This window comes from Tissierella praeacuta DSM 18095 (assembly GCF_900128955.1).
In the GTDB taxonomy this organism is placed as follows: domain Bacteria; phylum Bacillota; class Clostridia; order Tissierellales; family Tissierellaceae; genus Tissierella; species Tissierella praeacuta.
In genome coordinates this window covers 37,676-52,681 of sequence record NZ_FQTY01000011.1, presented here as the reverse complement: position 1 = coordinate 52,681, position 15,006 = coordinate 37,676, and the positions used below count along the sequence as shown (strand labels likewise).

18 protein-coding genes are annotated in these 15,006 nt (G+C 36.1%); 4 read left to right on the top strand and 14 right to left on the bottom strand.

What is annotated here, in order from left to right:
• Positions 1-12: 12 nt before the first annotated feature.
• The 14 genes from BUB33_RS11075 to BUB33_RS11015 form a co-directional block, all read right to left on the bottom strand.
• A complete protein-coding gene (locus BUB33_RS11075) occupies positions 13-723 on the bottom strand; it encodes a hypothetical protein (protein WP_072976329.1) in 711 nt (236 codons plus the stop codon).
• Positions 724-1,276: 553 nt separating this feature from the next.
• Positions 1,277-1,591, bottom strand: a complete 315-nt coding sequence (locus tag BUB33_RS11070) for a hypothetical protein (RefSeq protein WP_072976328.1) — start codon at positions 1,589-1,591, stop codon at positions 1,277-1,279.
• 506 nt (positions 1,592-2,097) lie between these two features.
• Positions 2,098-2,754, bottom strand: coding sequence for a hypothetical protein (locus BUB33_RS11065; protein ID WP_072976327.1), 657 nt, complete (start codon positions 2,752-2,754; stop codon positions 2,098-2,100).
• A gap of 47 nt (positions 2,755-2,801) precedes the next feature.
• Complete coding sequence (locus BUB33_RS11060; protein WP_084725390.1) at positions 2,802-3,062, bottom strand: ATP-binding protein; 261 nt, start codon at positions 3,060-3,062, stop codon at positions 2,802-2,804.
• A gap of 7 nt (positions 3,063-3,069) precedes the next feature.
• Entirely contained in the window at positions 3,070-3,708 is a 639-nt protein-coding gene (locus BUB33_RS11055; RefSeq protein ID WP_072976325.1) for a hypothetical protein, read from the bottom strand.
• 265 nt (positions 3,709-3,973) lie between these two features.
• Positions 3,974-4,663 (bottom strand): response regulator transcription factor, encoded by a 690-nt coding sequence (locus tag BUB33_RS11050; RefSeq protein WP_072976324.1) that lies wholly within the window; start codon positions 4,661-4,663, stop codon positions 3,974-3,976.
• Positions 4,664-5,026: 363 nt separating this feature from the next.
• Entirely contained in the window at positions 5,027-5,179 is a 153-nt protein-coding gene (locus tag BUB33_RS16090; RefSeq protein WP_159429190.1) for a hypothetical protein, read from the bottom strand.
• An 85-nt stretch (positions 5,180-5,264) separates the two neighbouring features.
• Complete coding sequence (locus tag BUB33_RS11045) at positions 5,265-5,903, bottom strand: sensor histidine kinase (RefSeq protein WP_072976323.1); 639 nt, start codon at positions 5,901-5,903, stop codon at positions 5,265-5,267.
• Between the two features lie 17 nt (positions 5,904-5,920).
• Positions 5,921-6,307 (bottom strand): winged helix-turn-helix domain-containing protein, encoded by a 387-nt coding sequence (locus tag BUB33_RS11040; RefSeq protein WP_072976322.1) that lies wholly within the window; start codon positions 6,305-6,307, stop codon positions 5,921-5,923.
• Between the two features lie 523 nt (positions 6,308-6,830).
• The gene (locus tag BUB33_RS11035; RefSeq protein WP_072976321.1) at positions 6,831-7,508 is read right to left on the bottom strand and encodes a hypothetical protein; all 678 of its coding nucleotides are present in this window, start codon (positions 7,506-7,508) and stop codon (positions 6,831-6,833) included.
• A gap of 162 nt (positions 7,509-7,670) precedes the next feature.
• The gene (locus BUB33_RS11030) at positions 7,671-9,080 is read right to left on the bottom strand and encodes a sensor histidine kinase (protein WP_072976320.1); all 1,410 of its coding nucleotides are present in this window, start codon (positions 9,078-9,080) and stop codon (positions 7,671-7,673) included.
• Positions 9,077-9,772 (bottom strand): response regulator transcription factor, encoded by a 696-nt coding sequence (locus BUB33_RS11025; protein ID WP_072976319.1) that lies wholly within the window; start codon positions 9,770-9,772, stop codon positions 9,077-9,079. The genes BUB33_RS11030 and BUB33_RS11025 overlap by 4 nt, the downstream gene beginning before the upstream one ends.
• A 46-nt stretch (positions 9,773-9,818) precedes the next feature.
• Positions 9,819-10,961, bottom strand: a complete 1,143-nt coding sequence (locus BUB33_RS11020) for a sensor histidine kinase (RefSeq protein WP_072976318.1) — start codon at positions 10,959-10,961, stop codon at positions 9,819-9,821.
• Positions 10,958-11,635 (bottom strand): response regulator transcription factor, encoded by a 678-nt coding sequence (locus BUB33_RS11015; RefSeq protein ID WP_072976317.1) that lies wholly within the window; start codon positions 11,633-11,635, stop codon positions 10,958-10,960. The genes BUB33_RS11020 and BUB33_RS11015 overlap by 4 nt, the downstream gene beginning before the upstream one ends.
• Before the next feature lie 296 nt (positions 11,636-11,931).
• On the opposite strand from BUB33_RS11015, the gene BUB33_RS11010 reads away from it, so the two are divergent.
• Genes BUB33_RS11010 through BUB33_RS10995 form a run of 4 tightly spaced genes read left to right on the top strand, consistent with a single transcriptional unit; the run spans position 11,932 to position 14,689 of the window.
• Complete coding sequence (locus BUB33_RS11010; protein ID WP_234950039.1) at positions 11,932-12,045, top strand: CD1871A family CXXC motif-containing protein; 114 nt, start codon at positions 11,932-11,934, stop codon at positions 12,043-12,045.
• Positions 12,032-12,973 carry a 4Fe-4S binding protein gene (locus BUB33_RS11005; RefSeq protein WP_200778202.1) on the top strand — a complete coding sequence of 314 codons (942 nt, stop codon included), beginning with the start codon at positions 12,032-12,034 and terminating at the stop codon, positions 12,971-12,973. Before BUB33_RS11010 ends, BUB33_RS11005 begins: the two co-directional genes overlap by 14 nt.
• Positions 12,960-13,838: a TlpA family protein disulfide reductase gene (locus tag BUB33_RS11000; protein WP_072976314.1), complete on the top strand. Its 879-nt coding sequence runs from the start codon at positions 12,960-12,962 to the stop codon at positions 13,836-13,838. The genes BUB33_RS11005 and BUB33_RS11000 overlap by 14 nt, the downstream gene beginning before the upstream one ends.
• A 14-nt stretch (positions 13,839-13,852) precedes the next feature.
• On the top strand, positions 13,853-14,689 hold the full coding sequence (locus BUB33_RS10995; protein ID WP_072976313.1) for a CPBP family intramembrane glutamic endopeptidase: 837 nt from the start codon (positions 13,853-13,855) through the stop codon (positions 14,687-14,689).
• Positions 14,690-15,006 lie beyond the last annotated feature (317 nt).

The following is a 15,006-nucleotide window of genomic DNA, read 5'->3' as shown; positions in this document are numbered from 1 at the left end:
TAATGGCACCCCTTAAAAATGTTTAATTTTTACTCTTGTAGCAGTTGTTGGTATATATGCATAAGGAGTATCTTCCCATACTCTAATTGTAGTACTTCTACCTACTGTAGTAGAACTTGATGCAATTATCATACAACCCGTTCTTGAGTTTTCTACTGCTTCTATCTGTTTTACTGTTATATAATCTCTAACTAATTTTGTGCCTTCTATACCAATTAATAAGGGTCCTATATAAGGAATTTTACTTTTTTCAGATATAACAGTTTCAATTACAAATCTTGATAGGTCTTTCCATGTTATTCTGTTATTTCTATCATATTTTCTTATTATATCTTTTGTTTGTGTTTTTGTATAATAATCTGACACTAAAAAAGCGTGTCCTCTTGGATCATTAGTTATATTTTCCCCCATTTTATAGGATATTTGCCCACCATTTCTTAATCTAACTTTATCATCAGCTCTATAAAGTGACTTATGACCATATTGGTTTTCAACTTTTCTTTTCAGAGCATTATATTCTTCTTCAATTATTTCTTCGTAGATATAATAATGTGCCATCATATCTTGTTGTGTTAATTGTTCTTTTATTGAAATCAAATTATTTTCTTTTTGTTTTTCAAGATTTTCCAATTTAACCTCAATACCACTATCTGCTAAAGCAGTTCCTGTAATTCCAGTAAGCAGCAAACACAAAGTAATACATAAGATAAGCATTCTTTTCATTATAAAACCCCTCCTTTATTTTTTCCCAATAAAAACATAAAAGAAATCATATAACTCCATAACTATATATTCAGAATTTTTTCATGCCAATAAACAAAAAGAATATAGTTCATCAAGCTAAGATGCATAAATTAATATTTATCCGTTTTTTAAAAATTATCTTTTCTTTTTGATTTAAAAGCTTATTGCTATCCTCCGCAGGTGTCACTAGCAATATAATTATATCTGACCATATTGTATGGAGTACTTGCGTGATATCCCCCTTCCTTTGTTAATTAATTATTTATTTGGTTTTATTATAACAATTTTATATTTCTATGCCATGATTTGTCATGAATTATATATTTTAATGTTATGAACAATGGTATTTACACTTTTTCTAATTCCAAATTGAAGTTTATATTGACCTATAATTTAACTAAACTTTACCTCTTTATTTTTCTATATTTAGTTTTAGATTTATATAAAAATACAAATAGTTTTCACTACTAAATTTTTGCATATATTCTTTAAATTATTTCTTATTTATTAAATGAATGAAATATAAATTATATTAACCTAACCAAGCTATCAAAACAATTAATGAAAATGTAGATATAACTATACCTATTAAAGCATTAATGCCTAAATATATATTAATTTCTTTCTCTCCAACTTTATTTTGTTTATTAATCCTAGATACCAATATAGGTGGACTCAAGAAGAAAAGTATGCTAAGTATTGTTGCAATGCTTATACCTACCATTAAAGGTACAGCCAAATTATTATACAAAAAATAAGCAATATCTTGAGCATATACCCCTAATGCAATAGCTAAAAAAATACTTCCATATAAAAGTAACCTTGCCTTATTTTTTTCTTTAACCAATATTTTCACCTCTATTACTTTATTTTAATTATTATACATTATACTACTTATATAAAAATAAAATCCTTAATACTAATTATCTATTTCTCCTTCAAAAATAATTTCAAATTCCATTGGTATACCATTTCTAATTCTGATACAATAAATCCTTTTGGAGTTAATTTTACATTTTTGTATTGATACATATATTTTCCTCCTTATTGATTATAGCAGCATACTTTTCTACTTTTATGTTTATCTATAGTATATTATTCAACCATTTACTTATCAACCTAATTTCCCCATTTTTTGACCCAAATTTCATCTTCAAACCAGTATGCGTTGTGGTGAAAAAGAATTTGCTCTAGATATTTTAGAGATATTATATAGAGTATAAAAAGAGGATACGTATTTCTATGACCCTAAATCATAGCAATACGCATCCTTAATGTTTTAATCTTTATATAATTTTAAAGTCCTCTGCTAAGTAACTAATTTTTGTTATCAAGGTAATACTGTATTATATTCTATTTACCATCCATGTTTTTATGAATCTTTTGCCAAATATCACTATTCTTTTGATTAATTGCTTCAATCTTTTCATACTCTATATCAATTTGTTTGCCCAAAGTAGCTGTTGCTTTTTCTACCTTATCGTAATATTTTTGGATTTCAGCATCAATTTCATCTAAGCGTTTAGCATCATTTTTCAAAATTTCTTTTTCATTCTTTGTAAGTACTTTTGATGTCTTGATACGCTCTGTATTGCTAGGAAGTTTATCATAAGGGGTTTCTGGAACTTCAGAATCTAACTTCATCCACAAAGTCATATTTGCCCAATAAATTGAATCATATTCTTGAAGTATTTCCTTTGCGTCTTTCATAATATTGTCACTTATTTTTCGAATTTCTTTTTCAAGACTGTTAATTTTATTGTAATACGGTTTAACGGCATTTTTCTCATCAATCAACCTTTGTTTTTCACTTTGACTCAAGAAATTCATTTCTCCGAAACGTTTTGTAATGTCAGGTTGACTAGAAGTATCTATGGTCTGAATAGATACTGTTTCTTTAGAGTTCATATCTTTTAACATTCTTGCTTCACTTTTAATACCAGATCCTCCAATTACTGTTGCCACAGTCAGCATACCTGCTATTAGAATTTTTGATTTTTGATTTAACATTTTGTTTAACATCTCCTCTTAATTTTATTTTAGATGATTTTATATTGTTAAGAATTCTGTCTTAACTTACCATCTGTATTTATTATAAACAAAACATTTGGGAAAAATATCCTTAAAACTGTATCAAGTTTGTGGCAGATATGTGGCAAATCTTTATTAGATATTCCATTTCCATCATCAATAATTGATATAACAATATTCTCTTCTTTACCTTCACAAATAATTTTAATTGTTGTTTTTGCATACCGTGTAGCATTGGAAAGAACATTTAAAAAAGCTCTCTCCAAACGTTGTTCATCTCCAAATATGTATGCATTATCTCCAAGAACAGTCGTATATCAACTCTTTTAATTCAATTATTTCTTGATTCGTTTTACTATGATCCATATCCATTTTGGATAAAAACAAGATTTCAACAACTAGAGATGACATTTTTTGTACTGTCTTTCCAACATCGTTAAACTCTCGGTAATCTAATACATCTAGTTCTTGTAAAGCCTTACGCTCCCCTACGTCTATAATATATTTTTTTAACTTATTGAAAGAATTATCAATTTTTTTTGTCATTCTTAAGATAACAAAGATTGAAATAATTCCTGACAAGATCATTAATAAACCTAATATCTTGTGTATTAAGTCCACGAAATTTTGCATTGGTGTTATATTGGCATATACGATTACAGTAAAATCTTTTGCTTCATGAGAAGTATCTTTTAAAACACAATATCCATCAGATTTCCCATGATAAATTTTGGGTTTGATGTAAAAAGTATTGCGATCATGCTTTAACATAATTGCTTGATTCTTACTAATAATGTTGCGATTTTCTCTAAAGTATTTTGCAATTACTTGTATTCTTTCTTGTCCTAACTCTGAATATAATTTATCATTTAGTATTAGAGCATTGTAGTTCTCATCAAGTATAGCATAGTAGACTGTAATGAAAAACTCCAAATCATTTTTATCCTTCCCATCATTTTGATGATTATTTAAGTAATTAGAACCATAGTAATATATATCAAAAATTTTAAACTCTCTATTGATTTCTTTAGTAGTTAATTTCTCTATATATTAGTTAATTTCTCTATATATTGAATTACAATATTAAATGTTGCTAATATTAAACAAAATGCTATAAGTATTACACTGGATGGAATTAAAAATAGACTTAACTTTAATTTTTTACTTTTTTTCTTTGTTTTATTTTCATTATTATCGCCTAATCTTTCAGATTCAGCTTAAATCCAAATCCCCAAACTGTCTCAATGGATATATTGCTATTATGAGTAAGTATTTTTTTTCGCAACCTTTTTATTGTATCATCAGTAACTCTTGTTTCTACAAAACTATCATAACCCCATATTACATTGAGCAACTCTTCACGGGAAATTGCCTTGTCCTTATTTTCAATTAAATAACTTAGTAGTGAATACTCTGTATTAGTAAGTTTTAATTCTTTATTTTTACAATATGCTGTTTTTTGCATGGGATATAACACAATGTCACCAAAGTTCAGTTCGTCATCTGTTGTTTTTTCTTTCTCTTTTGATAGTCGTTTAAAAATCGCTTTAACTCTCATAGTAAGTTTAATAGGAGAAAAAGGCTTAGCAAAATAATCATCGCAACCCAATGTAAAACCTGTAACATAATCTGCATCGGTTCCACGAGCAGTAAGCAAAATAATCGGGACATCCGACTTTTTGCGAATGGATGAACAAATACTAAATCCATCTGTTCCCGGCATCATGACATCCAATATAACTAAATCAGCAGGTATCTCTTCAAACTCACAAAGTAGTGCATCTCCAGTCTCAAATAATTTGACCCTGAATCCTTCATCTTCTAAAAAAGATTGTATTAATTCTCTTATATTTTTTTCATCATCAGCTACATAAATTGAATAACTCATATATCATTTTTACCCCCCTTAAATTTGCAATTTTTAGGCAGATAATACTCTTAATAGTAGAATTTTATCAATAAAAAACTTTATTCTATCTATTTAATTGTATAATAATATAATTATGATTTCAAATATTCCCTTTTGGTTAAGTAATAATATTGTTCTTTTATAAAAAACTTCATAACATTTCCAACATACTTGTTCTTAGCTAAGATATAATACTTTCTATTAAATCCATGAATTCGCCCTTACGTATTTCCATTATAGTTTCTAATGCTATAGATAATTTTCTTTCTAAAATTGATTAATATATGTCAAAAGCACCCACCTATTGTAAAAATAAGTCAGTGCTTTTGACAATACTATTTTTTAAAACATTAAAATTACTTTGGTACAGTTACCTTCTGGTATCATGCCTGATATGGCAGACATTAGGTTAATAGCCATGTGACACAGACCAAACAGTAAAGCGAAAACAATTATTGGAAACCAGCCTTTTTTTCTTTTTTTCATCCATTCCATCACCTCATATGCTCAGTTTAACAAACAGGGTATAAAGTTTCTATTAAAATGATTTTTCTATAAAAAACTTGCCAATAAAGACAATCTATCTTGTAATTATATTTTGCACCAAAGCTAGCCCGATACCATAGCCTCCTGTAACTCGGTTTCTTGATTCCTCTAAAAGTGCCCGTACATTTACTTGTGAATATTGGGGCTGGGCATCTCTGCTCAAAAACAAAATACCCTCTACCAATCCTGATAATCGGGTCACATTGTTTTCCATGGTGGAAATAAAGTCTTCAATTTCTATATCCTTTAGGGTCTGCTTTTTCTTGAAAACATCAATTTTTGTACGAAGTTCATTAGCAACATTTGCACTGAATTGTTTTTGCTTTTCATAGCTTTCATAGATCTTATTCAGTACTGCATCAAAGCTCTGGGAAAGCTTCTCCAATTCATATCCGCCTTTAGACATTACGATGTCATTACGCAGACTCTCCACACTATCAATATTAATTAGAAAAACCTTTTCTGTTAGAACCTTCAAAGGCTTAATTACATGCATGATAATAAGAAAAAATGCCAACGAGCCAAGCAGGATAGTTGCAATCATTACAGAAAAAGAATATATTTGAAATTCAGTGATTGACTTGAGCTGAGCATCATCCACAATCAGAAGCAAAATGTCATTTTCTTGTAAGTCCACAATCACATTTTTTAATTCCTCTCCCGTTTCATTCATTAACGTATAGTGTTTTTTTACTCTTCACTGATCAAATACCCCTTTCCAATTACATTAGTAATCATATTTCTACCTGTGCTCTCTTTTAGCTTTTTCCGCAGACCTGACATATGAACACGAACAGCATTGCTGAAACTGTCCGCTTCACTATCCCAAACATGCTCCAATAATTCTTCTTGAGTGACATACTGTGCCAAATGCAACAATAGATATTCAAGAATCTCAGTTTCTTTTCTTGTCAATTTGATTTCATCACCATTAACATAGGCAATCCTACTGATTGTATCAAATGACAATTCACCACAGTGTAGAACCGTGTTTTCCTGCACTGCTTTTCGGCGAAGCAAAGAGCGTATTCTGGTTTTGGAAGATTGATGTCCAGTATAATTACTCAATGCCGCCACACAATTTCTATTCTCCTATTGTAAGTCTTTCTCCATAATTTTATCAATTTTTTTGTTTAAGTCATCAATTTGTGACTGAGTATCAATTGAACCTGTTATAGGCTCCCCTATGACATTGCCCTGACGATCACTTGTTCTACCCTGCGGCTTCTATGGGGTTATTACGGTCAAGCCACAGTTTGGTATGCTGTGGTGATTAGCCGTTGGAGAGGCAAAACGCTATTTTTATACAAAATGGTTGCCACAGAGTGATTATGATGCACAAAATCTGGAATATGAATATCATACTGATAAAAGTGTTGGAAAAAATCCAGCAGTTGATATTGTGTTTGCTATCACGAAACGAGCAAAATAAGCAACACCTTCGGTAGTAACTTTTTCTATTATACATGTGCCAGAACTCTGCAAAGCAGTCCAGTCATCTGAGCAAAATTTATCGAAATATAGAGAAAAAGCCCGGCAAATGCCGAGCTTTTTTTCTATTATATATTAGTAAGAGCCATATTTCGCTGGAATTACAGTTTTACTTAGCGTAAACTTTGCCCCAGATAGAAGTCGTCTTGGAATCAATTTTCTGAATGTTGGAAATCACTGCCTCTAGCTGTGTCTTTAAATCAGCAGTGGCCTCTTCTGCCTGAGCATAATAGGTATCCACTTTTTCGTAGAGCTTATCGATCTTCTTCTGTTCACGAATCAACAGTTCTTTTTCTGACTTCGTCAAGACATCAGAAAGCTGAATGAACTTGATATAATCATGTCCCACTGTTTTCTGGGCTTGGTTTTCGTGGGTATCCAACTTAGTCCATAGATTTTCGTGCGCGTTTTTGATTTTGAAAATCTGATTAAAAATTGGATCTGCTTGCTTTACAATCATAGCTGTCTTTTCATCAATCTGCCTATTTAGCTCATTCATCTGCTCGTAGTAAGGTGCCTTGGCATTTTCAGTTTCTACCAACAAAGCCTTTTCCTCTTTGGTCAGCATATATAGTGTTTTGACAAAATCCGCCATAGATTCATCAGTAGGTTGAGCAATGGTTTCAACCTGCTGGTATTCGGGGTTGACTGGGTTGATGTGGGAACCATAGCCGCCAGGGACTTCGGCAGCAAAAGCGGAAACAGAGCTTCCCGCAAGAACCATAGTGGCCAACAGGCCGCATGTAACAACGTTTTTAGTCTTCGATAAATAATTCAAGTATTTCATATTGAAGTTCCTCCTTTTAATATGTTTTTTTAGCTTACCTCAATGTGAGGTTGGTTACTTAACTTAATTATGATTATATACATCCAATCCTTGGAAATCTCCGAAAGAGTGCATGAAAATTATGGCAGATTTGTGGCAAGCTGAAACATTGTGGAGAAACACCTATTGATGCACCGGTAATAGAATGCGAAATATTGTTTTTCCTGGACTTGAATCTACAGTAATTTTCCCATGATGCTGCTGAACCACCTCCTGCGTAATAGACAGGCCTATTCCAAAATTCCCACCAGAACCTTTATAAAACCTTTCAAATATATGGGGAAGATCTTTTGAAGATATTCCGGTGCCGTCGTCCTCAATAGTAATGATGGCACCCTCGTCAGTTTGCCTGCATGTAATGTGTATTACTGTTTTTGCATAGCGTAAAGCATTGGTAAGAATATTGAGCACAGCTCGCTCCATTTCAGACTCGTCACCACAGCAAGGAATGGGGGTATCGGCTACATTAAACTGAAGAGCAATATTGTTTTTCTGTGCAGTCGTTTCAATGGTTCCAGTACAATATAAAACCAGTTCCCGAAGATCAAATACTTCATGGGGCATATGGTGATTTGCCGCATCCATTCGAGACAACAATAAAATATCATTGATCAGCAGTGACATTTTCTGAGTCTCGTGAATGATGACTGACAAACACTTTTCCTTATCTTTGATTACCCCCGACTGTAAGCCTTCGGCATACCCTTGAATGGACATAAGGGGTGTTTTCAGCTCGTGGGAAGCATTGGCGAAGAACTGTTTCTGTGCATTTTCTGCCTGATCAATCATATCTATCATTGCGAGAATCGTTCTAGCTACCTGATAAAATTCTTTATATACAAAAGCAGGATTTCTCGGCAATGTCTCCCGCTTCCCAGCTCGAAATATAAAAGCGTTCAGCGCTTTAAAGGCCGCGTCTAGCTTATAAGACCTAAGAAACATTAAAAACAAAGTAAGCAAAAGTACACCTGCCATCAGAATCCAGAGAATTTGATTGACAGTTGCTCCAAATGAAACCAGGGGAGTAACATTTGTAAATACAAGAATATCGTATTGGTGATTCTCTTGGTTCTTTTCATCTTCAAAGATCATATACCCATCGTAGTAACCATAATATGTCCCCATCTGAATGCGGTAGGCTTGGCTCTCATGGGTAAAGGATAGCATTTTTCCATCACGCAAATCATGGCGGTTTTGTTGATAAAGCGAGGTGATGTATTCCGTCATGGCTTCTTCCTCTGGGTTCGGCCAAGGGGGACTGGGGTCTATTGCTTTTTCTGATTCATCCAGTACGACATATGCCGTTGTCAGCCCATATCCGCTTTCGTTCTTCGTGAACTTCCACCAATTCTCTTCATTTTTGCTGTATAACGAAAATGTCGAGAACTGGCTGTCGATATGTTCGGAAGCGATGCGGTTAGTATATTGGGATACTATAATATTGAATGCCAATAGAATAATGGCAAAGGCACCAATTATTATCAGTGAGGGGCTTATAAATAGAGAAGATTTTAATGTTGGACGTATTCTCATAGTGGTTGTTCCTCTGTTAGACGAAATCCATATCCCCAAACGGTTTCAATGATAACATTACTGGAGCAAGCTGCCATTTTTCTTCGAAGCCGTTTGACGGTGTCGTCAGTTGCCCGTGTTTCCACTGACTCATCATATCCCCAGATAGAATTGAGGAGTTCCTCTCTGGATACGGCTCGATCCCTGTTTTCAAACAGGAAAATCAGAAGTGCATACTCTGTATTGGTAAGCTTTAGCTCTTGTTCCCGGCAAAAGGCCAATTTTTGACTGACATGCAGTGTAATATCTCCAAATGACAGATCTTTATCCCGGCTGCTTTCTCCTGACCAATTCTCCGCCCGGTTAAAAATGGCCTTCACCCGCATGACCAGCTTAATAGGGGAAAATGGTTTGATAAAATAGTCATCGCACCCCATTGTAAAGCCGGTAATATAGTCAGCATCCATGTCCTTTGCTGTTAATAAAATAATTGGGATATCAGATGTTTTACGAATCTTTGAGCAGATCGTAAACCCATCTGTTCCTGGCATCATGATATCAAGAATCACAAGGTTCGCTGGAGCAGCATCAAAGCGTTTCATCAGTGCGTCCCCTGTCTCAAAAACTTCCACTTCATAATCATCCTTCAAAAAGTCTTTGAGCAATTCCCGGATATTTTGTTCATCATCTGCTATATATATGATTTTGTTCATATTACATCCCTCCTTACATTCACCGAGCAAAGATATCTTTATAATGTTAACCCAACAAAAGACTCAGCTCAATTTGTGTTCCCTGTGCTGAGCTTTGAAGGACACAAACATCCCCACCATGCTGGCGGGCGATTTCTCGTACAAGTGCCAATCCAAGGCCCGCACCTCCCATAGCGCGGCTTCTTGACTTATCCACTCTGAAAAACGGTTCGAATATCTGCTCCCAGTCATTTTTATCGATTCCCGAACCCGTATCGGAGACAATTACCCTGGCATATTCATCATTCTCTTTGATTTCAACCGAAACCTCGCCGCCTTGATGATTATATTTAATTGCGTTTTCAATTAGATTATAGATTGCTCTGTATATCAGCATATCACTGCCCATAATCTGTGCATCGCCGGGTTTCTGAGTAAGGCTTATGCCCTTTTTATCCCCCACAGCCACTAAATCGCAGATAACCTCTTCGGTCAGCTCTGCAAGTGAGATATGGTCACTTCTTTTTGCTGACTGAAGCTCGGTCATTTCCAAAAGGATGTCTATTACATGGGATAAACGGTCGGTCTGTATCTTAACCATGTCTATTGCCTCTTGATAGTCATCATTTCCAGGGTTCTTGTTTTTTTCAAACACCTCAACTTTGGTCTGCATAACCGCAAGAGGGGTGCGAAGTTCGTGGGCGGCGTTAGCGGAAAACTGCCTCTGTGCGGAAAAGGCATTGTTAAGCCTTTTGAGCATTCCGTTAAAAGCGTCGATAAGACGCAGAATTTCAATAGAGTTACTCTCTAAAGCAATGGGCTGCTGCATGTTTTTTGCCTGAATATCTTGGATCTGCCTGCCAAGTTTCTTAAGCGGGCGCAGCGCGTATCCTACGATAAAGTATATCAGGGTACTGCTTATTAGCGTGATAATTGATGTTATGAGCAGACTCTTCCCCCAAAATTCCACCTGTGTGTTTTTAACCATGTCAGAAAGATTCGCCGTCGTATCAATATATAATTCAACATTTACTGAGGAGTCCTCCGAAAATAGTTCCTTTGGGAATATGGCTATTACCGAATCCTCAATATCATCCATATATAGTACAGCCGATCTGCTGATAAAGTAGCTAAGGGTAAGACAGGCTACAATTACCAGAAATGCAGTCATTAATGTGAGTTTCCACTGAAGGGAGAGCCTTTTTTTCATTCAGACATACCTCCTATCAGGTAGCCCTGCCCGATGCGATTAGTAATCGGATCATATCCCAAGACCGCTCTCAACTTCTTGCGAAGCGCAGAAATATGCACACGGATGGAATTGCTGAAACTGTCCACGCTTCCATCCCACACATGCTGTATAAGCTCTTCCTGGCTTACTGGGTGCTCCTGATGGAGCATAAGATACTCCAAAAGACCCAGCTCTTTTCGCGTAAGTGATAGCTCTACACCCCTTGCAAAAGCAGTGCGTGCCTTTGTATCAAGGGAAATTTCTCCACACTCGAGAACAAGATTATTCTGAACGACACGTCTTCGCGTAAGGCTTCGCACACGAGCTTCCAGTTCCTCAAAATGAAAGGGCTTACACAGATAATCGTTCGCCCCTCCATCGAGTCCGTCTATTTTGTCCTGAAGCTGGCCTCTTGCAGAAAGTATAAGTATGTTAGTTTCTGCATCCTCCATGCGAATATTTTGAAGTACTTCCATTCCATCCATTCCCGGAAGATTCAAATCTAATATTATAAGATCATAACTCTCCGACAGTATCATATCCCAAGCATCTTCCCCGTCGAAGCAGGTGTCCACCTCATACCCGTCAAGCCGCAGTCCCTTTGCAATTGTCTCGCAGAGGGTCTTTTCGTCCTCGACTACCAATATTCTCATATTCGATATACACTCCTTTCATTGTGCTCTATTTTTACTTACTGCCGGAAAAGCACTCGGCAGATTGCAGAAAAGCTTATCATATTTAAAACCAAGTTTTCAAAAATATTATAACATATGGGAAATAAAATTTCTGCTAAATTGATTTAAGAATTGTTTTTATCTTAACAGGAAATTTATACTCAATTTGCTATACTTCTGTTGTCAGAAAAAATCAAATCAAAAAAACAGAGGAGGGATAACAAATGAATTCTATCGGTAAATATTCGGCACAAATAAAATTTACAGTGCAGCTGATGCTGATTATTACGGCAATCGCCTTTGTGGGTTTAGGTGCATACCGTGGAGAGGTCGAAACCGTGTTTGCGAAAGCAATTCGTCTGTGTTTGGAGTGTGTTGGAATTGGATAAGGCTAAAGTGAAGAAAATTTCATTCAAGAATTTTTTTAAAAAAAGGAATACCATTCAAACGTTTGCCACGCTTCTGACAAACATCCATCTGCCAAATTTTCTGAAGGGAGCTTTATATAATGGAAAGGTCAAGCAGGTATGTGTGCCTGGACTTAACTGCTACTCATGTCCGGCTGCAACGGGAGCCTGCCCCATCGGATCTTTTCAGGCCGTGGTGGGTTCCTCCAAGTTCAGTTTTTCCTATTATATAACTGGTATACTGATTTTTTTCGGCATAATGCTCGGAAGGTTTATTTGTGGCTTCCTTTGCCCCTTCGGATGGTTTCAGGATCTGCTTCATAAGATTCCAACGAAGAAGTTCAGCACCAAAAAGCTTAAGGCTCTGCGCTACATTAAGTACGGCGTTCTCGCCATTGTGGTAGTTGCATTGCCAATCCTTATAACAAACAAAGCCGGAATCGGCTCACCATACTTCTGTAAATATATCTGCCCCCAGGGGATATTGGAAGGCGGCATACCCCTTTCCCTAGTTGACAGCAGTATTAGGGCAACACTTGGGAGTCTCTTTGCTTGGAAATTCGGAATACTAGTTGGGATTATAATTCTCAGTGTGCTGTTCTACCGTCCCTTCTGCAAATGGCTGTGCCCACTGGGTGCGTTCTATGCACTGTTTAACAAGGTTTCGCTTCTTGACTACAATGTGGACAAGCACAAATGCATTTCCTGCGGAAAATGCAGCAGAACCTGCAAAATGGATGTGGACATCACTAAAAACACCTCCCACTCAGAGTGTATCCGCTGCGGAGAGTGCATAAAGGTGTGCCCAACAAAGGCAATCAGCGTCCACTGGGGATTTAAAAGTCCTCTTGAACTAAAGAAAGATAAAATAATAAATCAGATTGGAGAGATAAAAAATGAAAGTAATTAAAAGAATCGTATCCATACTTATAATAATAATGATGACTTTTTCGCTGGCTGCATGCAGCAGCAATAGCACAGTCAGCTCCCCCTCCTCAACAGACGGAACAAAGCAAACTAAAGCCTTCCCGAAATTTCAGGGAACAGATTTTGAGGGCAATAGTGTTGATGAGACCCTGTTCAGCAAAAACGAGGTAACTCTTCTTAACTTCTGGTTCAACGGCTGCTCCGCATGTGTCAATGAGATGCCTGCACTGGAAGAGTTAAACACCAAGCTCCGTGAAAAGGGCGCTGAACTTGTAGGTGTAAATGTGGAGGCCGGAGAAAGCGACAAGTCACTTGCAGAGGCAAAGGAAATCCTTTCAAAGCAGGGTGCCACATATAGGAATTTGTTTATCAGTGGCGGACAAGAAGCAAAGGACTATATCGGAAAAATCTTTGCTTTCCCCACCACCGTTATGGTTGATAAAAACGGTAATATCATCGGAGAACCCATTGTAGGAAGCATTGAAGATGAAAAGAAAATGGACGATATCCTTAAAATGGTCGACGATGTGAAGGCCGGCAAAACAATTTCATCCTCTGTTTCCTCTGAGAAAACACTTGACGATAAAATCGAAGCACTTGTGACAGAGGAAAACAATATCTTCTTAGAACACAAGGATGTTTGGGACAAGGTATTCGACCATATGGAGAAAAGCAATGTTGAACAGATGGGTGATACTACCTACGCTGAATACTTGAAAGCTCAGATAGAAGCTGCAAAGGATTCTTTTACCAAAGATGAGCTAAAAACTCTTTTTGATGATATTAAAAGAATAGACGAAATTGATAGGCAAATTCAGGAATTAAACAACAATAAGGACAATAAGTAATCGGGAGGCAAGACATGACTAAAAACAATATAGATGTTAGACGAAAAATCTGGTTTGCCGCACTCCCAATACTTGCCATAGCGGGACACTTTCTTACATCAAGTATCTTTCTCTACGGCATTTACTATTTGTTTGTAAATATTTTTCATATACCAGAGGAACAGTTTATGAAGTTTTCTTATTTAGCTGAAATTCTTGTAGATGTGATACTGATGCTTATCTTCTTTATTATCTACAAGTTGGCGTTCAGGAAAGGCAAAGATGAAATAAGAACTGTGCCGAATCTCAAGGATTCGGCAATAAGTCTCGTCGCAGTTGCAGGAGTTTCAGGAGTCTCTTATCTCTGGATTATGCTGGCTGAAAAAATACCCGCTCTTCAGGGAAGCCTTGCCGCAATGGATGCAGCAAACAAGGAAATCGGCGGTGGAAGTAGTTTAGGTGTAATTCTGATTGCCGTTATTGCCGCACCTCTCATAGAAGAGATTCTTTTCCGAGGAATAGTATTTCGCTCCATACGTAAGGTTATCTCCGGATGGGTTCCGATCATACTGTCAGCGACAATGTTCGGAGCCTATCACATGAATATGGTTCAGGCTGTTTATACTACATTTATGGGAATAGTCGCTGCCATAATTTACGAGAAGACGAATAACCTTATGTATCCCATTCTCGTACATGGGGCAAACAACCTCATCGGTGCGATACAGAGCTTTATCCCTTCAGAGGCAGGAGTTTTTACCCTCAATATGGTTTCCCTTGCCATGATTATCCCTATGTGCTTTGTAATCTACCGTTTATTTAAACGCAACTGCACAGAACAAGCATCTGCTAAAACACCTGTCGACATTTAAAATGAAAGTATTACAGCAAACTGGCACATGGCTTAGAACCGTGTGCCCATTGTGTTATTCAAGCATTGTTATTCTGGATATGGCATTCTGCTGCCGCATTTTTACTTGGGTTAATTATTGTTAAAACAAGAAATATCGCTTATTCTCTAATTGCTCATGCCCGTATTCTGTAAAACTCTTACAAAACAAATTGAGCCACTACAGTTTTATATCTGTATAGTGGCTCTTTATGCCTACATCCCTAAAATTCGCCAGAGTATCCTTGCAAAAGGCCGGTGAACAGGTTTCCGTTTTCATATTCCTTCCCATTTCCATTG